Consider the following 17,875-nt stretch of genomic DNA (forward strand, 5'->3'; position numbering starts at 1 on the left):
CTGAGCACAAGCTCAATGCCAGCCGGTCACAGAAGCCGGCGTTGCAACACCGACAACCGCAGGGATCTACGGACCTATGTTAGGACAGATGTTAAACAAACGCCGGCTGGCAGCATTGCCAGCGACGGCGTTTGAAGCGGCCGCAGTGGAAATACTGTGTCATGCCACTGAATACAAAGCCAAAGTACTGGAACTGATCGCAGGTGCCCGCCGCCGTATTGTGCTGACGGCGTTATATCTGCAGGCCGACGAAGCTGGTGAAGAAGTATTGCGGGCCTTGTATCAGGCCAAACAGCAAAATCCGCAGCTGGATATCCGCGTCTATGTCGATTTTCATCGCGCCCGCCGCGGTCTGATTGGCCAAGCCGGCATGAAAACCAATGCTGATTTTTATCGCGAAATTGGCGCGCAATACCCCGAACAAATCCAAATTCTCGGCGTGCCGGTGAAACGGCGTGAGCTGTTTGGCGTGCTGCATTTAAAAGGTTTTGTGTTTGATGACACCCTGCTGTACTCGGGCGCGTCACTGAACAATGTCTATATGGGCGTGCCGGTGCGTTATCGCGCGGACCGCTACATGCTGATCCACAACCAGCCATTGGCCGATGCCTTTGTGGCCGGTCATCAGCAGATCCTGGATCAGGCGCAAGTGGTGCAAAGCCTGTTATCGGACGACCCACTGCTGGCACAACATTACAAACCGCATCACCGTGGCTGGCTGAAACATGCCCGCGCCAACCGTTACCCACAACAAGGCCAATCGGACGCACCGTTGCGCGCCAGTTTATTGATGGGGATGGGGCGGTTAAAAAATCAGTTAAATCAAACGTTGCTGGCCATTTTGGCGCTGGCAGAAAAAGATGTGCTGATTTATACACCGTATTTTAACCCGCCACCGGTGTTGGCCAAGGCGCTGCGAAAATGTCTGAAACGCGGCGTGAAGGTCACTATTGTGGTCGGCGACAAAACCGCCAACGACTTTTATATCCCGCCGACACAACGCTTTAGCCGGATTGGCGGCCTGCCTTACCTGTATGAGACCATCCTGCGCAAGTTTGTGAAACGGAATCAGAGCTTTATCGATCACGGCCTGCTGGATATCCGGCTGTGGAAACACGAAGACAACAGTTATCACTTAAAAGGTGTCAGCGTCGACGGTCGCCGGCATTTGTTTACCGGCCACAACCTGAATCCACGCGCATTTGCGCTGGACTATGAAAATGGCATTCTGGTGAACGATGAGTTAGGCCAGTTGCAGGCACAGCTCAGTCATGAACAGCAGCAAATTTTCCTGAATACCAGCAAAATCAATCATTTCAGCGAGATTGAAATGATGCGGGACTATCCGGAGCCGGTACAAAAGCTGCTGGCAAAAATCAAAGGCGTCGGTGTGGATATGGTGCTCAAACGCTTGATTTAAGCTTATCCTGGCATTGAAAAGGAGTTCTGCGATGCGACATCTCAATACAAAGCCTTGGTACTGTCTGATCGCAGGACTTTTTTTGTTTGGCGCAGGCCCGTTACAGGCTGCGGTGCCAGCGTTGCAACTGGACCATGTCGCGCTGGATAAAGCAATGAAGCCGGCTGGGCCGCGTGCCCAGTTGCCTTTTAGCGGTATTGTGTTGGTGGCGCAGCAGGGCAAACTGCTGTGGAATTTCAGCAGTAAAACCACACCGCTGACCGCACAACGTCAGTTCATCATTGGATCGCAATCAAAGCAAATCACTGCCGCCCTGATCCTGCAGGCGGTTGACCAGCAACGGCTTACGCTGCAAGACCCTTTAGTGAAGTTCCTGCCAGAGCATCGCGAACGCTTTGGCGATGCCATCACCATTAAACATTTACTCGAGCACAGCTCAGGTTTGGGTCAGGGCGGGACTGCTCCAACCGGCACACCGGGCAGCACCTTTGCTTATAGCAATGCCGGCTATGATTTATTAGGTGAGGTACTGGAGCGGGTGTATGGTGAACCTTATGCGGCACAGACGGCACGGTTATTTCGTCATTGTGAGATGACCCACAGCTTCGCGCCATCAGCAAATCAGCTAACCTCACAAGCCCCTTTGCTGGTTGCCGGCCTAACCGAGCGCGCTGGCAAGTTAGTGGCTGCGCCGCTGGATGTAGCTTTCAGCAACAATCCTTCTGGCCGTCTGGTGAGTTCTGCCGGGGATTTAATTCGCTGGCAACAGTGTTTGCATCAGCAATCGCTGTTAAAACCGGCCAGCTATCAGCAAATGACCAGTCCACAAATGCTACGGCCGCACCGTTGGGGTGCGCTGGGTTATGGTTTTGGACTGCAAATCAGTAGCACCGAAGGCCTGACTGAATATAGCCACAGCGGTTTTGTCGATGGTTATATCAGTACCACTTTGTTTTATCCGCAATCAGCGACCGGGCTGGTACTGCTGGAGCCATTGTCGCTGGACCCGGCCGACATTCAACGCGCTTTTTATTTTCATGATCAGATCCGTCAGGCGCTGCGCGCGCAATTGCTGACGGCAGGAGCTGTGCAACTATGAAACTGGATATTTTCCAAGTCGACGCCTTTACCGACACGCTGTTTGCCGGCAATGCCGCTGCCGTGGTGCCATTGCCAGTAACGATGACCGATTGGCTGCCGGATGCGCTGATGCTGCAGATCGCCCAGGAAAACAATCTGTCGGAAACCGCATTCGTCAAACGGCTGGGCGATGGCCATTATCAAATCCGCTGGTTCTCGCCACTGTGTGAAATCGATTTTTGTGGTCATGCCACGCTGGCAGCGGCTTATGTGTTGTTGCAACGCGAACCTGTGGCCAGCCTGCGCTTCAGTACTTTAAAGGTCGGTGATCTGTCCGTGGTGCAGGGGCAGGATGGTTGGCTGGATATGAATTTCCCGGCGCGCCCGGCCACAGTGCAGGCGGAAGTGCCGGCCGCGCTGTTGCAGGCGCTGAATCATCAGCCGGTAGCAGTGCTGCGTAGTGAACAGGCTTGGTTTGTTGTCTATGACGAGGCCGCACAAGTCGCGACGCTACAACCTGATATGACTTTATTAAAAACCCTGTGGCCATTTGACGTGGTAGCCACGGCGCCAGGTCAAGGTTTCGCAGCAGGCCAATATGACTTTGTCAGCCGCTATTTCTGGCCGGCTAATGGTGGCGATGAAGATCCGGTGACTGGCTCAATCCACGCCGGTCTCGCACCCTATTGGGCGGCGCGGCTGGATAAAACTGAGTTGCTGGCCTATCAGGCGTCAAGCCGTGGCGGCGTGCTGCGCTGTGCACTGCAGGGCGAACGGGTCCAGGTCAGCGGTCAGGCGCGGTTGTACCTGCAGGGGCAGATTGATTTGCCGGTGTAAATCGTCCACCGGGGCTTAGAAGCATTGCGTGCTATGCTGGTTTGGAGCCGATAACGGTGACTGCAGTTCAGAGGAGACAGCAAATGAGCAAATATCTCAAACGGATTTGGTTGCTGGTGTTGGTGTTATGCGCCGCACCAGGTTGGTCGATGCCGGGGCAGGGTCAGGACAAAGCGCAGCATGGTGCAAATAAAAGCGGTAAACATGCAGAAAAAGCGCAGAAAGTGGCGGAGAAAGAGCACAAATTTCAGCAATCGAAGCCATCGCTAGCACAGCCGCAAAGCGGGCTGCAGCTGACGTTAAGTTCGGCCGGGATATCCGTGATAGATGCTCGTCAGCTTGTCCGGCAATATCAAATCAGTGGTGGCAGACAGTTACCACCAGGCATCCGTAAACAGCTGGCGCGTGGTAAACCGCTGCCACCCGGCATCGCAAAAAAAGTCACACAACCGGATTTGCTGGTGTCTTTACCGCAGCATAATGGCTACGAATGGCAGATTTGCGGCTCGGATTTAGTGTTAGTTGCAGTGGCGACCGCGGTCATTGCCGACGTGCTGTTTGATGTGTTTTAAAACAAACGCCAACTCAATAATAAAACAGGCCGCAATTGCGGCCTGTTTTATTCTCAGCATCAGCAACAAATTATTCGCCAATAATTGCCGGCTTAATCAGCTGAAACAATTCACGGTATGATTTACCTGGCTGTTGTTTTTCTTGTTCTTTTTTCGCGTTCCGGATCAAAGTTCGCAGTTGTTGCACTTCAACCTGTGGGTATTCCGCGATAAATTCAGTGACGGCTTCATTACTTGCTAACAATTTGTCACGCCAGTCTTCAATCAGGTGAAACTTGCGGGTCGCCGCCTGATTGGTATTGCGAACGACCGCTAACGCGCGTTCAATCGGTTCCAGATCAGTGCCACGCATCACTTTGCCGATGAACTGCATATGGCGGCGGTAGGCTTCGTGTTTCTTCACCAGCTTGTCGGCCAGTTTTAAGGCGTCGGCCAGCTCGTTGTCCATCGGGATCTTGGCACGGGCGGCCGGGCTTAATGCGACCAGCTCTTCGCCGAGTTCCTGCAATGCCAGCATCTCTTTTTTGATCTGCGTTTTGCTTTTGCCTTCCTCGCGGTCCCAGTCGTCGCCGTGGGTAAAATCAGTAATATCTGCCATAACTTCAGTTTTGTTGCCGGAAATCCCACCAGTATATCAAAGATGGCAACGAAAAGCCGCGCCAGTGCTATAACAGGCGCAGACTTCTGCGCTTTTTCGGTGGCTGTGGTAAGCTTGCCAGTCTGCAACCTTGAGGATTTTCAGCCCGTTATGAGTCAACCCATGCCGACTATTCAGCAAGAAATCGATGAAGTCAAAGCCGCCGTCAGCCAGGTGTTGGCGCATGCGCGTCAGCTCGGTGCCAGCAGCGCCGAAGCGTCGATGAACCGGACCCGCGGTCTGAGCGTCGAAACCCGCCACGGCGAAGTCGAGACATTGGAATTTAATCAGGACGGTGGTCTTGGCATAAGCGTTTACGTCGGCCAACGTAAAGGCTCAGCATCGACTGCGGATCTGAGCCCGGCGGCGTTAAAGCGCACTGTTGAAGCTGCCATTGATATCGCCCGTTATACCTCTGAAGATCCCTGTGCCGGCCTTGCCGAAGCGAGCTGGCTGGAACTGAGCCCGCCTGACTTAGATTTGTATCATCCGGCATCGGTCAGTACTGAACAGGCCACCGCCTGGTGTGCGGCGGCAGAAGAAGCCGCGTTTGCGGTGGATAAACGCATCACCAATTCAGACGGCGCGTCATTTTCCTCGCATCAGGGCCTGAAAGTATACGGCAACAGCCATGGTCAGCTGGTGGGTTATCCAAGCAGCCGTCATAGCATGAGCTGCTCGGTTATTGGTGAAGATGGCGAAGATATGCAACGCGATTACAGCTACACCGTTGGTCGCCGCTTAGAAGATTTAAAAGACGCAGCCGCGATTGGCCGTGAAGCCGCAGATGAAACCATCCAGCGCCTGAATAGCCGCACAATACCGACACAAAAAGTGCCGGTACTGTTTCGCGCTGACGTTGCCAGCAGCTTATTTGGCCATTTAGTGTCTGCGATCAGCGGTGGCAGTATTTACCGCAAATCGAGTTTTTTACTGGATAAACTGGGCCAGCAAGTGATGGCGTCCCGGGTCAATATCAGTGAGCGGCCGCATGTGCTGCAAGGTCTGGCATCCAGTCCTTTCGACGGCGAAGGCGTCAAAACCAGCGACCGTCAGATCATTACCGACGGCGTGTTACACAGCTGGTTAACCTCCAGTTATTCCGCGCGTAAACTCGGCATGGCCAGCACCGGCCACGCCGGTGGTATTCATAACTGGTATGTGCAACATGGGGATGCCAATTTGGCGCAGCTGCTGCGCGATATGGGCACCGGCTTGCTGGTGACTGAACTGATGGGGCAGGGCGTTAATGGCGTGACTGGCGATTACTCGCGTGGTGCGGCCGGTTTCTGGGTTGAAAACGGTCAGATCCAGTTCCCGGTCAGTGAAGTGACGATTGCCGGCAATCTGGCGCAGATGTTTATGGATATCGCCGCGATTGGTAATGATGTTGACCGTCGTGGCGGCGTGCTGACCGGCTCTGTGCTGCTGAATCAAATGCAAATCGCCGGGCATTAAGATTTGGCTAAACAGTTAAAAAGCCTGAATCTTCTGAGTTCAGGCTTTTTTTTGGTGGGAACTTAGCAATCAAAAACGATATTGCACGCCAACACCAATGCGGCTGATGTGATAGTCCATTTTGGTCTGGTCTAGTGTATCAGCCCCATTAAGCTCAGCAGCCGCATTCGTACTGAATGGTGCCAAATCTAAGTCTGCAGTCAATGCCAGCTTGTCACTGAAGTGGTACTGTGCAAATACACCGCCAAGAATATCGACGCCATTGTCGCTGCCGCTGTCAGCATATCTCTCGCCAAGCATAAAATTCAGCGTTGAGTGCGAGACTTGCTTAACTACCTGACTGAATGCCAGTTCGTGTTTCCAGAATGTTGCACCAAAACGCACGCCAAAAGACCAACTCTGGGGTTGTTGAATGGATTGATATTGACCCATCAGGCCAGTCCAACTAGCTTTTGATTCAAGTTTGGCGTCTACAAAAACCCTGGCATTTTGCAGATAAATAGTCACCGGTTCAGCAAAAGCTGTGAATTCGCCGGCATTCACATGCTGCAGGCGGATGGCCCACTGTGGGTCGATATGGTAGGTCAATGCAACGCCTGGAGCAAAATCCTGGCCGGATTCATTGTCGTCTTCAGAGCCGGCTCTGTGATGAGCATAACCAAAGTCGCCTTGTACTGATACGGCTGATAATGGTGCAGTGTCTTGTGCCACTGCTGCGGTGGCAGTTAGCAGCGTCATAGCTGCAACAGTCATTTTTAACATAGGAAATATCCCTGAATTCATGTGGATGCATCAATGCGGGGCCTACTCTAGCGAAAAAAGACAGTAAGTGAAAATGAAATGTAACTTAATGTAATCAATTGGTTGTTATTTCGACACGCCGACTTTCACCACCACATCAATAGGGCAGACCTGCACGCAGGTTGGCTCGGGATAAAACCCTTCGCATTCAGTGCAAAGCGTTGTGTCTATCTGGTAAATCTTCTTGCCGCTGGCGACGACCTGCATTGAGATAGCGCTGTTCGGACATTCAGGCCCGCACATGTCGCAGTTGATGCAGGCCTCGAGGATTTGCAGCGCCATCAGGCACAATCCCGGCTGCTGATTTCGGCCTGAGGTAACTCACGGATAATCAGCACATAATCTGCGGTCATACCTTCCGGCAGTTCGATTTGTACGCGGTGTCCGGCACCTGGTGCGCGTTGGATCTGTTCACCTGTTTTATTCCACAGCTGTTGCAGGCAAATCTGCCGGTTGCCTGATGGCGCCATCAGGACCAGCGTATCACCGACATTAAACTGGTTTTTCACTTCGACCCAGGCGCGGCCAGTGGCGGCATCGATACCGGTCACTTCGCCAACAAACTGCTGCTGATCGCTGCTTGATGCGCTTTTTTCATAGTTTTGTAGTTCATGGATTGGGATGTGCCGGCGCAGGAAGCCTTCGGTATAACCACGCGATGCCAGGCCATCCAGTTCAGTCAGCAGCTGCGGATTGAAAGGCCGGCCAGCCACCGCATCTTCAATGGCGCGGCGATAAATCTGCGCGGTACGGGCGGCATAATAAAACGATTTGGTGCGGCCTTCGATTTTAAGGCTGTGTACTTTGGCCCGCGTTAAACGGTCTACATGCTGGATCGCCCGTAAATCTTTGGAATTCATAATGTAAGTGCCGTGTTCATCTTCAAAGGCCGGCATTTGTTCGCCCGGCTTTTGCGGATCGGTCAGCAGGATAATATCGTTCACCGGCGCATGCTGATGCAGCGACAAAGCGGCTGCAGGCTGCTCTGCCGGCGCTGTAGCATCGACCGCCGGCACAAACTGACCCACGTCATTTTCGGTCGCGGTGGTGACCTGATACGGCCAGCGGCAGGCGTTGGTGCAGGTACCCTGGTTCGGGTCGCGTTTGTCCATATAACCTGACAGCAGGCAACGGCCGGAATAGGCCATACAGAGCGCGCCATGCACAAACACTTCCAGCTCCATCTGCGGCACCTTGCGGCGGATCTGTTCGATTTCATCCAGCGCCAGTTCGCGCGACAAAATCACCCGAGAAATGCCATTTTGCGCCCAAAACTGCACGGCGGCCCAGTTCACCGTATTGGCCTGCACCGATAAATGCAGCTCCACTTGTGGAAAATGCTGGCGGATCAGATGAATGACGCCCGGATCACTAACAATCAGCGCATCCGGGCCCAGCGCCACTACTTCAGCAATGTCGTCGACCAGCGTTTCCAGCTTGGCATTATGCGGCGCGCTGTTCAGTACGCAATACAACTTCTTGCCGAGTGCATGCGCTTCCTGGATCCCCAGTGCCAGCGTTGGCAAATCAAACTCGTTGTTGCGCACGCGCAAACTATAACGTGGCATGCCGGCATAGACCGCATCTGCACCATAGGCAAAAGCATACCGCATCGCTTTCAGCGTGCCGGCCGGTGACAACAGTTCGGGGCGGAAATGGGTTTGTACTGATTGGGGCTGAGATAGGGTGGAAGTCATGGCGCCGCTCCGGAAAAAATGGCGCGGATTATGACGCAAAGGGCACCTGGCTTTTTTGATCTGGCGCAAGGATCGAGGCGGGTCGCTGTGTTGGCTTTATAACAAAAAGAGGGAATCATGGTTTCTTATTTATATACCGAAAGGTACAAAAATGGTAAGCTATATGCATTATTCAGTCGGAGTCATATTGATGTCAGAAACTTTACGTTTATTATCATGGCGTTATGCCGCTAAAAAAATGGATGCCACTCAAGTCGTACCGGAAGAGAAGGTAGAGCGGATCCTGGAAGCTATTCGCCTGAGTGCCAGTTCCAGCGGTTTGCAGCCGTATCAGGTACTGGTGATCACAGACGCTGAAACCAAAGCGAAAATCCGCGCCCATGCCTGGAATCAAAGCCAGGTGACCGACGCGTCGCATCTGTTGGTATTCGCCGCATGGGACCACTACAGCGCAGAGCGTATCAATTTGATGTTTGACCTGGTCAACGAGCAACGTGGCATTCGTAACGAAGGCTGGGAAGCATACCGCCAGAAACTGTTGAACTTCTATCCGAACCGTACGCCGGAAGAAAACTTCCAGCATGCCGCGCGTCAGGCTTACATTGGCCTCGGCAGTGCATTGATTGCTGCAGCGGAAGAAGGCGTTGACAGCACACCGATGGAAGGTTTTGAGCCGGAAGTGGTCGACGAGATCCTGGGCCTGAAAGCGCTGGGCCTGCGCTCGGTATTGTTGTTGCCGCTGGGCTATCGTGCGACTGAAGGCGACTGGTTGGTCAACTTACAAAAGGTTCGCCGCAGTACTGCAGATTTTGTGATCCGGCGTTAACTTTTCTGCCGCCAGTGTCATGGTGTCAGGACGATTTTAAGCTCCAAAGCCCCCTGACGCTGGTTTTTTCCGATCTCCATCGCTGGTTTGCCGCTATACACCAACTAAGGTTCTGTCTACACTGGGTTTTTGTCGTACCGGAAGCCTAACTATGAGCCAGCTGAATCTAAACCGCCCTGACGAGTTACAACGCGACTGTGTCGATGATTTCTTTGAAGATTTTCGTGACGCCTACGAGCAATGTGAAGCCACCTTAATTGAGCTGGAACAGCATCCGCAACAGCCAGAACTACTGCATGGCATCTTCCGCGTGGTACACACCATCAAAGGTAATCTGGGGTTTATCGGTCTGTTTTCGCTGATCCCATTGCTGCAAAGTCTCGAAGATGTACTGGACGATATCCGCAAAGGCCACATGGCATATGACAGTTCTTTGTGCGACGTGATCCAGCTGACACTGGACCGCACCCAGCAATGGGTAGAAGCCAGCATCGCCGATGCGCCTAAACCGCTGACGCCAGGCGAGTTACAACAAATTTGTCAGCGTCTGACCGGCCTGACCAGCGCCGATGAACGCTCACGTGGGGTACGGATCCGTCAGGTGTTGGGTTTATTGGACTCAACGCATGTGCAGGCGCTGGCGATTAAAGATGAATTGCCTGATGTCGTCAACAGCACTGCCACTACTGAACCGAAAGCTTCCTCGGCGGTCGACGCCTGCCGTCGTTTGCTGCAGTACTACCGTATCCGGATGGATGCCGATTTAGAATTTTTTATCCAGCTGTTACCGGCTTTGGAACAGCGGCATCCACGCTGGCAAGGCCGTTCGGCCCGGCAGTTGTTTTTAGCGTTGGAAATGAACCGGCTGGCGGGCAATAAACTCGACCAAATCCAGTTGGCGGTCGCTGTGATGCTACATGACCTCGGCATGTCATTTTTACCGCTACAGATGCTGGATGCGCAGGGGCGTGCGGATCCGGAGCAACTCAGTGTTTGGCAGCGTCACGTTGAAATGGGCGCCTCGCTGGTCGCGAGTTCGCCGCGCTGGCAGGACGCGGCAGCAATGATTTGGCAACACCATGAACAGCAGGATGGCAGTGGTTTTCCTGACGGCCTCGACGCTGAAGATATCAGTGAAGGCGCGCGCTTGCTGCGGATTGTCGATGAGTTTGATTTACTGACCAATCAGCATGAACATCAGGAAGCCAGCAACCGGCAATTAATCACGGCGCTGGTCGAAATTAGTAAAGCCGCCGGCTCTAAGTTCGATCCGTTTTGGGTTGGTCTGCTAAACGAAGCGGTGAAGCTGCACAAACAGCATTTTCAGCGATGATTTTTGCGGTGTTGCACCGTGACTGTGCAGAAACGGCGGTTATATCGAGGTAGAGTAATTTAGCTGTGCATTGAATACGTATTCATGTTGTTCTTGCACCAGTACTGGTCAATTAATGTTCGTTGCATAACAACATTACGTGGCCAAGGATGCGCAGTTGATCCCGGACCATGTTCACTGACCGGGAAGACAACATGTTCAGAAGCAAACTCAGCGCGATCACGCTGGCGTTGGCTGCAGCCGGCTGTTGTGTTCTGCCTGTATGGGCAGCACAACAAACGCCGGAAGCCATCAGCAACGCCTCCGCAGCAGACCCAAAAACGCAAGCCTCCAGTTCAAAAAAACAGACCAAAGAAGATATCGAAGTGATTGAAGTCAAAAGCTATTCTGGCTCTTTGATTAAATCACTGAATCTCAAACGTTTTAATGACACCGTTTCCGAAACTATTTCAGCTGACGATTTAGGCGCTCTGCCGGATGTGTCGATGGCGGATGCATTAACGCGTTTGCCGGGGATCTCGGCGGTACGTACCGGTGGTCAGGCAGCGGAGATAAACATCCGCGGCATGTCCGGTGGTTTTGTCTTTTCAACCTTAAATGGCCGCGAGCAGGTCAGTACCAGCGGTAGCCGCAGTATTGAGTTTGACCAATATCCTTCCGAGCTGATCTCATCGGCTGCCGTTTACAAGTCACCAAAAGCCTCACTGATTGAAGGTGGCGTTGCCGGTACTGTTGAATTGCAAACGGCCAGCCCATTGCGCAACAGCGAACAACATACCTTTACCGTCAATGCACGTGGCATGTTTAACGACCGTGCCAGCGAAGTGCCGGACGGTCAGGAGATGGGCGACCGTTTGAGTTTCTCCTATCAGGGCAAGTTTGCCGATGACAAACTCGGTGTCGCCTTAGGTTATGCCCGCTTGTACCAGCCTTCAGTTGCAACACAGTTTATTGGCTTGGCGTACAACACCAGTATGGATGTCGACGGCATCAAAGAAACCGTGCCGAACGAATTCGTCAGCGAAGGTTTTGAAATGCAGCACAAAGGCGGTGAAGAAGTCCGTAACGGCTATATGGCTGCGCTGGAGTGGGTACCGCACGATGCCTTTACGTTAAAGGCGGATGCTTTTGTGTCCAAATTTGATTCTGAAGCCTTTGCCCGCGGTTTCCGCGCCAAATTAGGTGGAGCCAGCACTTCGGTGGCCAATCCAGTCTTGAATGGCAACTCAGTGATTGGCGGGACCTTTAACCGCACTTCAAAAAGCTTTACCCGGGTTGAGATCGTCAACGACGACAACCAGGATTTTGACGAAGTTCAGAGTTTTGGCGTGAACGCTGATTGGGACGTCACTGAGAACTTTAAGCTGAACCTGGATTTATCGCACTCAGCGGCACAAAGTGATTTCCGCAACGGTCTGCTTTGGTCGTTAGTGGCGAAAGACGCCAATGCCGCCACGCCGGTGTTTGACGATAACGTATCGATGTCTTACAAACTCAATGGCCTCAATCTGCCGGACTTAGGCTTTAACCAGGCCGCTGCTTTTTCTGACATCAACCGCGTGATGCTGAGTAAATACGGTATTTATCCGTATGAAAACGAAGACCGGGTCGATGCGGTGCGGTTAGACGCGACCTGGCGGCTGGATAATCCGGTGATTGCGTCACTGGAAGCCGGTTTACGTTATTCCGATCGTGAATACAGCAACGAACGTTCTGTCTATGAATACGGCAATGACGGCGCTTTCTCTGCCTCGCAAAAACCGCTGAAGCTGACCGCCGATATGGTGCAGGTAGTGAATTTTAAAGGGGATTTCAGTTATTTCCCCAGCTACCTGGCGATTGATCAGCAAAAAGCGCTGGCGGCCTGGTTCCCAAATGGTATTCCGCAGCCAGTGAAAACCTGGGGCACCGGCAACAGTGGTGTGCTGGCCAGCCAACGCGTGACCGGTGGTCCTGACACCGGTTGGTCGATGCTGCAAAGTGGTGAAGTGTACGAGAAAGTACTGTCGGCTTATCTGATGGCTAATATTGATACCGATCTGTGGAGCATTCCGCTGTCCGGTAACTTTGGCGTGCGGATGGTCGAAACCGACCAGTCGGCGACATCGCTGCAAAACGTCGGAGGTGACCCGAAACTCGGCGCGCAGAATATCGTTGACGATGCCGGCCTGGTGAATAACCAATATGCGCCGGCAGTACTGGGTGAAACCTACCGCGATTACCTGCCGCAAATGAACCTGAACTTCCGCGTGACGGATGATGACCAGCTGCGTTTTGCTGCGGCACGCGTGATGTCACGGCCACCGATTAACCGGCTGGCTTCGGACACCAGTACCAATATCAACAACGACGGGATTATTTCCGGTTCCAGCCAAAACAACCCGTATTTACGGCCGTTTTATGCCGACCAGTACGATATTTCCTGGGAACGTTATTTCAGTGAAACCGAAGGGGCGCTGGTCGGTGCGTTGTTCTACAAAAACATCAAATCCTTTATCAGTACTTTCACTATTGCCGAGTTTGATTTTAAAGGCGCCGGCTTTTTTGTGCCGGACGTGATTATCAATCCGGAAAGTGGCGTGCCGGTACCGGTGAAAAACGGTAACTACACCACGGCGGTTAACAACAGTAAAGGCGGTTATATCCGCGGTGCTGAACTGGCTTATACCCAGGTGTTTAAGTTCCTGCCAGGTGTATGGCAAGGCTTGGGTGTCAGCACCAGCTATTCCTTCACCGAAAGTGAGATCCAGCAGCAAACCAACCTCGGTGGTTCGACGGTCGATATCAGCCTGCCGGGTTTATCGGAAAACGTCTTTACCGGAACTGTGTTCTGGGAATACGAAGGTTTTGAAGCGCGCGTCAGTGCCCGTTACCGCGACCCGTTTGTGTCTGAACAAGTGGCCGTGAACGAGCAAATCGTCAATTTCGACGGTGAAACTGTGGTCGACATGCAGACCTCGTATCAGGTCAACGACCAGTGGAGTGTGCTGTTTCAGGTCAACAACGTCACCGACGAACCGACCAAAAGCTATTTCGGCGATGAGACGCAAACCGGCACTATCCAGTTCTTTGGCCGGCAGTATTTCCTGGGTGTGACTTACTCAATGTAAGGCGCTGCAGCTTCTATGGAGAATAAATTTATGTTGAATATCAAAACGATGCTGCAGACGGTGGCGACAGCCGCCCTGCTGCTGACGCTGTCCGCCTGTGGCGGCAGCGGCGGTGATTCAGTCTCAGCGGGCAAAACCTTGCTGACCTGTAATGTGCCGCAAGTGCCAAACGAAGCCGGTACCGCCTGTGTGGCGCCAAAGCCGATTAAATGTCCGGCGCCGACAGTGCCGGATGCACGCAATGAAAGTTGTGTGATTGGTGTCGATCCAACAGCGCCGGCGCCGGTGGTGATGGCTGGTGCTGGTCAGGCGGTGCTGTTCTATAAACGCGCGGACCGCAATTATGATGGTTACCGTTTACATACCTGGAACAATGAAACTTGTAGTGCCTATCAGGACAACTCGCTGGCGCCAAGCTGGGACAACGGTCTGCAAATTACCGGCGTTGATCCAAACTATGGTGCTTATTGGTTGCTGAACCTCAAAGCAGGCGTTGGCAGTAAGGCTACCGATTGCGGTAACTTTATTATCCACATTGGCACTGATGATGCGGGCAAAGAGCTGGGCGGCAGTGATATGCAACTGCCACTGGGCCCGAAAGACGTGGCCAAGTTCTCGCGGATGGGCTGGACATTCTCCGGTGTCGCTTCAGTCTTTGCATACCCTGTGGTGTCACTCGGCGTCCAAATCAGTGACAGCGCTGCGCATTGGCTGGACCGCAATACCCTGCTGTGGAACGCACCTGCAGGTGGCGTGGCCAAGTGGAAATTACACCATTCAGCTGCAGCCGATCTGGCGATTGATTCGGATACGCTGACCATTAATGGCGAAGCGGTAGAAGCCACACCAACCAGCTTAACCGACACGCAAAAAGCCAAAGTGCCTCACTTAGCCAGCTGGCCGGCGTACAAGCTGAACCTGACTGCTGAACAAGCCAAAACCATGGCGAAAAATCAGCTGGTGCTGGCGTCTTATGATTCAGCCAATAAGCTGATGGCCGCCTCGCATGTACAGGCCGGTAAAGTGCTGGATGACCTCTATACCACCGGAGCCAACGATGCCAACGAAGCGACGCTGGGCCTGAGCTATGACGGTAGCAATATCAAAACGTCGGTTTGGGCTCCAACCGCCCGCAGCGTCAAATTAAAAGTGTTTAACGCGGCCAAAGCGGTGACAGCCACCAATCCGATGACACTGGATGCAAATACCGGGATCTGGAGTTATAGCGGCGCCAAAGCTACTTTAGACCGTCAGTTCTACCGCTTTGAAGTGCAGGTGTATCACCCGCTGACGAAAAAAGTCGAGACCATCGAAGCCACAGATCCGTATTCACTGAATACGGCGACCAATGGCCGTTACAGTCAGTTCGTCAATCTGGCCGATGCTGACACTAAACCAGCCAACTGGGACAGCCATGAAGTGCCAGTGGTGGCCAATGCCGAAGATACGGTGATTTATGAAGGCCACATCCGTGATTTCTCGGTTCGTGATACCAGCGTCAGTGCCGCCAACCGTGGCAAGTATCTGGCCTTTACTGAAATGGAATCACAGCCGGTCAAGCATTTAAAAGCCTTAGCCGATGCTGGTTTAACGCACTTCCATTTGTTGCCGGCGACTGACATGGCCACCGTCAACGAAGATGCCAGCAAACGGGTTGATTTAACCAATACCGTGGCTGAGCTTTGTAAAGTAAATGCCAAAGCTTCTGTCTGTAACCAGAGCGCGTCTGCCAAGCTGGAAGATGTGATGAAAGGCTTCCAGAACTCTGGCGAAAATGCCCAGACTCTGGCCGGTGAAATGCGTGGCACCGACAGCTTCAACTGGGGCTACGACCCGCAGCACTTTAATGTGCCGGAAGGTTCTTACGCTTCGACCCCTGAAGGTGTGGCCCGCATCAAAGAAATGCGTGCGATGAATCAGGCGCTGCATACTATTGGCCTGCGCGTGGTGCTGGATGTGGTGTACAACCATACCTCTTCATCTGGCCTGTTTGATAACTCAGTATTCGACAAAATCGTGCCGGGCTATTACCACCGTTACAACCCAACCACCGGCAATATTGAGCGTTCAACCTGCTGTGAAAACACCGCAACTGAACATGCGATGTTTGACAAATTTGTCGCAGATTCGCTGGTGACTTTGGCCAAAGAATACAAGTTCGACGGCTTCCGGTTTGACATCATGGGTCACCATCCAAAAGCCTCGATCCTGGCCGCGCGCGATGCGGTGCGTAAAGTCGATGCGGACACTTACTTTTACGGTGAAGGCTGGAACTTCGGTGAAGTCGCTAACGATGCACGGTTTGTGCAGGCACGTCAGGCCAATATGGCCGGTACCGAGATTGGTACTTTTAACGACCGCGAACGCGATGCGGTGCGTAACGCAGCCTTGTTCAGCGGCGACAGCGATGTTGGTAAGTTAAAAGAACAAAACTTTATCGAAATCGGCCTGGCCGGCACGTTAAAAGACTTTGTGTTTAAAGATTATCAGGGCAATACCGGCAAAGCCTCTGGCGTGAACTGGAATGGTCAGCCGGCTGGTTACGCCACAGATCCGGCGGATATCATCAACTACGTGTCCAAACACGATAATGAATCGCTGTGGGACAAACTGCAGTTCGGTTTAAAAGCCTCAGTCAGCATCGACGACCGCGTGCGCATTCATAATATCGCACTGGGTATTCCGGTATTGTCACAAGGCATCCCATTCCTGCAGATGGGCGATGATTTATTGCGCTCGAAGTCGATGGATCGCAACAGCTATGACGCTGGTGACTGGTTCAACTTTGTTGATTTCAGTAAACAAAGCAACAACTGGAATGTTGGTCTGCCGCTGGCGCAGGATAACCAAGGCGCCTGGGACAGTATTAAAACCATCGCCAATAACCCGAACACCACTGCGTATCCGGAGCATATTGAACTGGCCGGTGCTGTGTTCCAGGATTTCCTGAAAATCCGCCACTCCAGCAAACTGTTCCGTTTAACCTCAGGCAAAGATGTAATGGACCGCGTTGGCTTCCACAACATCGGCAAAAACCTGACGCAAGGCTTGATTGTAATGAGCATTGACGACGGCATGGGCCTGACGGACATAGATCCGGCGCATGATGCTGTGGTGGTGGTGATCAACGGCACCAGCAGCGAAAAAACGCACAAAGTACCGACGGCGCAAGGCTTTAGCCTGCATCAGGTGCAGCAGGATTCAGACGATAGCCGCGTCAGCGAAGCACGTTTTATCGCGCAGGGCGCTGACGGCAGCTTCGTGGTGCCGGCTTTCACCATGGCGGTGTTTGTCAAAGCGCAGGCCGGTGCTCAGGGCACTGGTTTGAAAGCCGATGCAACCATGGGCGCTCCGGATATCGCGCCATATGGCCTGACTAAAGTCTTTGTCCGTGGTGGCATGAATGGCTGGGGTGAAGTCGACGCCTTTGAATATGTTGGTGCCGGGGTTTATCAGGCGAAAATTAACATTGGTAGCAGCGGCACGCAGGAATTCAAAGTCGCCTCAGGTGACTGGTCGACGGTAGATTTTGGTGCGAAGAGCGGTGAGCAGGATGTGAAGTTTGGCGTTGCGCAAACGCTGCAACGTTCAGGCGCCAATATGAAAGCCAACTTCAGTGCCGGCACTTATGTGTTCACATTGAATGCCGCAGTACCTACAGCGCCAGTGCTGACGGTGTCTGAGTTTGTGCCTTACGGCGCCACCAAAGTGTTCCTGCGCGGCAGCATGAACGGCTGGGGCGAAGCCAGTCAGTTCGTGTACACCGGTGGCCTGTATCAGTTCAGCATTCCGCTGACTGCGGGCGACTATGAGTTCAAGTTTGCCTCTGCCGACTGGTCGACCGTCAACTATGGCGCCGGCAGTGATGGTCAGGCCGTGACTGTGGGCCAGAACAAAACGCTGGCGCAGTCGAACGATAACCTGAAAATCAATATTGCAGCAGCCGGTACTTACCTGTTTACCGTGAATGCCGCAACGCCGACAGCGCCAGTGCTGAAGGTGGTCAAACAATAACTGCGGTGATTTAAAGCTGCTTCGCAGCCAGAAGAATCCAACGCCGGCTTTTGCCGGCGTTGTTGTTTTGCTGCATCTTGAATTCGGCGG

At 53.0% G+C, this 17,875-nt stretch carries 13 protein-coding genes; 9 read left to right on the forward strand and 4 right to left on the reverse strand.

The features are described from left to right. Positions 1-76: 76 nt before the first annotated feature. The 4 genes from pssA to ACFFJP_RS00300 all read left to right on the forward strand — a co-directional run bounded on the left by pssA (position 77) and on the right by ACFFJP_RS00300 (position 3,909). Positions 77-1,420, forward strand: a complete 1,344-nt coding sequence (gene pssA / locus ACFFJP_RS00285) for a CDP-diacylglycerol--serine O-phosphatidyltransferase (protein ID WP_377239277.1) — start codon at positions 77-79, stop codon at positions 1,418-1,420. Positions 1,421-1,451: 31 nt separating this feature from the next. Then, on the forward strand, positions 1,452-2,519 hold the full coding sequence (locus ACFFJP_RS00290) for a serine hydrolase domain-containing protein (protein ID WP_377239279.1): 1,068 nt from the start codon (positions 1,452-1,454) through the stop codon (positions 2,517-2,519). Then, positions 2,516-3,337, forward strand: coding sequence for a PhzF family protein (locus ACFFJP_RS00295; protein ID WP_377239281.1), 822 nt, complete (start codon positions 2,516-2,518; stop codon positions 3,335-3,337). The genes ACFFJP_RS00290 and ACFFJP_RS00295 overlap by 4 nt, the downstream gene beginning before the upstream one ends. Before the next feature lie 83 nt (positions 3,338-3,420). Continuing rightward, positions 3,421-3,909: an anti-virulence regulator CigR family protein gene (locus ACFFJP_RS00300; RefSeq protein ID WP_377239283.1), complete on the forward strand. Its 489-nt coding sequence runs from the start codon at positions 3,421-3,423 to the stop codon at positions 3,907-3,909. Positions 3,910-3,979: 70 nt separating this feature from the next. Here ACFFJP_RS00300 and yjgA read toward each other — a convergent pair whose 3' ends face one another. Beyond that, complete coding sequence (gene yjgA / locus ACFFJP_RS00305; protein WP_377239284.1) at positions 3,980-4,507, reverse strand: ribosome biogenesis factor YjgA; 528 nt, start codon at positions 4,505-4,507, stop codon at positions 3,980-3,982. Positions 4,508-4,657: 150 nt separating this feature from the next. Here yjgA and pmbA point away from each other — a divergent pair, with 150 nt between their 5' ends. Beyond that, the gene (pmbA, locus tag ACFFJP_RS00310; RefSeq protein WP_377239285.1) at positions 4,658-6,004 is read left to right on the forward strand and encodes a metalloprotease PmbA; all 1,347 of its coding nucleotides are present in this window, start codon (positions 4,658-4,660) and stop codon (positions 6,002-6,004) included. A 69-nt stretch (positions 6,005-6,073) separates the two neighbouring features. On the opposite strand, the gene ACFFJP_RS00315 is transcribed toward pmbA, so the two are convergent. The 3 genes from ACFFJP_RS00315 to trhP all read right to left on the reverse strand — a co-directional run bounded on the left by ACFFJP_RS00315 (position 6,074) and on the right by trhP (position 8,502). Then, the gene (locus tag ACFFJP_RS00315; protein ID WP_377239287.1) at positions 6,074-6,766 is read right to left on the reverse strand and encodes an outer membrane beta-barrel protein; all 693 of its coding nucleotides are present in this window, start codon (positions 6,764-6,766) and stop codon (positions 6,074-6,076) included. Between the two features lie 105 nt (positions 6,767-6,871). Continuing rightward, a complete protein-coding gene (locus tag ACFFJP_RS00320) occupies positions 6,872-7,087 on the reverse strand; it encodes a YfhL family 4Fe-4S dicluster ferredoxin (protein WP_377239288.1) in 216 nt (71 codons plus the stop codon). Further along, positions 7,087-8,502 carry a prephenate-dependent tRNA uridine(34) hydroxylase TrhP gene (gene trhP / locus ACFFJP_RS00325; protein WP_377239289.1) on the reverse strand — a complete coding sequence of 472 codons (1,416 nt, stop codon included), beginning with the start codon at positions 8,500-8,502 and terminating at the stop codon, positions 7,087-7,089. Before trhP ends, ACFFJP_RS00320 begins: the two co-directional genes overlap by 1 nt. Before the next feature lie 190 nt (positions 8,503-8,692). On the opposite strand from trhP, the gene ACFFJP_RS00330 reads away from it, so the two are divergent. From ACFFJP_RS00330 to pulA, 4 genes are all read left to right on the forward strand, one after another. Next, positions 8,693-9,328: an NAD(P)H-dependent oxidoreductase gene (locus ACFFJP_RS00330; protein WP_377239290.1), complete on the forward strand. Its 636-nt coding sequence runs from the start codon at positions 8,693-8,695 to the stop codon at positions 9,326-9,328. A gap of 151 nt (positions 9,329-9,479) precedes the next feature. Further along, positions 9,480-10,661 carry an HD domain-containing phosphohydrolase gene (locus tag ACFFJP_RS00335; RefSeq protein WP_377239291.1) on the forward strand — a complete coding sequence of 394 codons (1,182 nt, stop codon included), beginning with the start codon at positions 9,480-9,482 and terminating at the stop codon, positions 10,659-10,661. A 194-nt stretch (positions 10,662-10,855) separates the two neighbouring features. Further along, entirely contained in the window at positions 10,856-13,771 is a 2,916-nt protein-coding gene (locus tag ACFFJP_RS00340) for a TonB-dependent receptor (protein WP_377239292.1), read from the forward strand. 30 nt (positions 13,772-13,801) lie between these two features. Next, positions 13,802-17,785: a pullulanase-type alpha-1,6-glucosidase gene (gene pulA / locus ACFFJP_RS00345; RefSeq protein ID WP_377239293.1), complete on the forward strand. Its 3,984-nt coding sequence runs from the start codon at positions 13,802-13,804 to the stop codon at positions 17,783-17,785. The last annotated feature ends 90 nt before the right edge of the window (positions 17,786-17,875 follow it).

Origin of the sequence: Rheinheimera tilapiae (genome assembly GCF_042432165.1) — a bacterium.
GTDB lineage: Bacteria > Pseudomonadota > Gammaproteobacteria > Enterobacterales > Alteromonadaceae > Pararheinheimera > Pararheinheimera tilapiae.

Bases quoted from the DNA above. Each gene is read 5' to 3' on its own strand.
- pssA (WP_377239277.1), top strand. From the start codon at position 77: ATGTTAGGACAGATGTTAAACAAACGCCGGCTGGCAGCATTGCCAGCG.
- ACFFJP_RS00290 (WP_377239279.1), top strand. From the start codon at position 1,452: ATGCGACATCTCAATACAAAGCCTTGGTACTGTCTGATCGCAGGACTT.
- ACFFJP_RS00295 (WP_377239281.1), top strand. From the start codon at position 2,516: ATGAAACTGGATATTTTCCAAGTCGACGCCTTTACCGACACGCTGTTT.
- ACFFJP_RS00300 (WP_377239283.1), top strand. From the start codon at position 3,421: ATGAGCAAATATCTCAAACGGATTTGGTTGCTGGTGTTGGTGTTATGC.
- yjgA (WP_377239284.1), bottom strand. From the start codon at position 4,507: ATGGCAGATATTACTGATTTTACCCACGGCGACGACTGGGACCGCGAG.
- pmbA (WP_377239285.1), top strand. From the start codon at position 4,658: ATGAGTCAACCCATGCCGACTATTCAGCAAGAAATCGATGAAGTCAAA.
- ACFFJP_RS00315 (WP_377239287.1), bottom strand. From the start codon at position 6,766: ATGTTAAAAATGACTGTTGCAGCTATGACGCTGCTAACTGCCACCGCA.
- ACFFJP_RS00320 (WP_377239288.1), bottom strand. From the start codon at position 7,087: ATGGCGCTGCAAATCCTCGAGGCCTGCATCAACTGCGACATGTGCGGG.
- trhP (WP_377239289.1), bottom strand. From the start codon at position 8,502: ATGACTTCCACCCTATCTCAGCCCCAATCAGTACAAACCCATTTCCGC.
- ACFFJP_RS00330 (WP_377239290.1), top strand. From the start codon at position 8,693: ATGTCAGAAACTTTACGTTTATTATCATGGCGTTATGCCGCTAAAAAA.
- ACFFJP_RS00335 (WP_377239291.1), top strand. From the start codon at position 9,480: ATGAGCCAGCTGAATCTAAACCGCCCTGACGAGTTACAACGCGACTGT.
- ACFFJP_RS00340 (WP_377239292.1), top strand. From the start codon at position 10,856: ATGTTCAGAAGCAAACTCAGCGCGATCACGCTGGCGTTGGCTGCAGCC.
- pulA (WP_377239293.1), top strand. From the start codon at position 13,802: ATGTTGAATATCAAAACGATGCTGCAGACGGTGGCGACAGCCGCCCTG.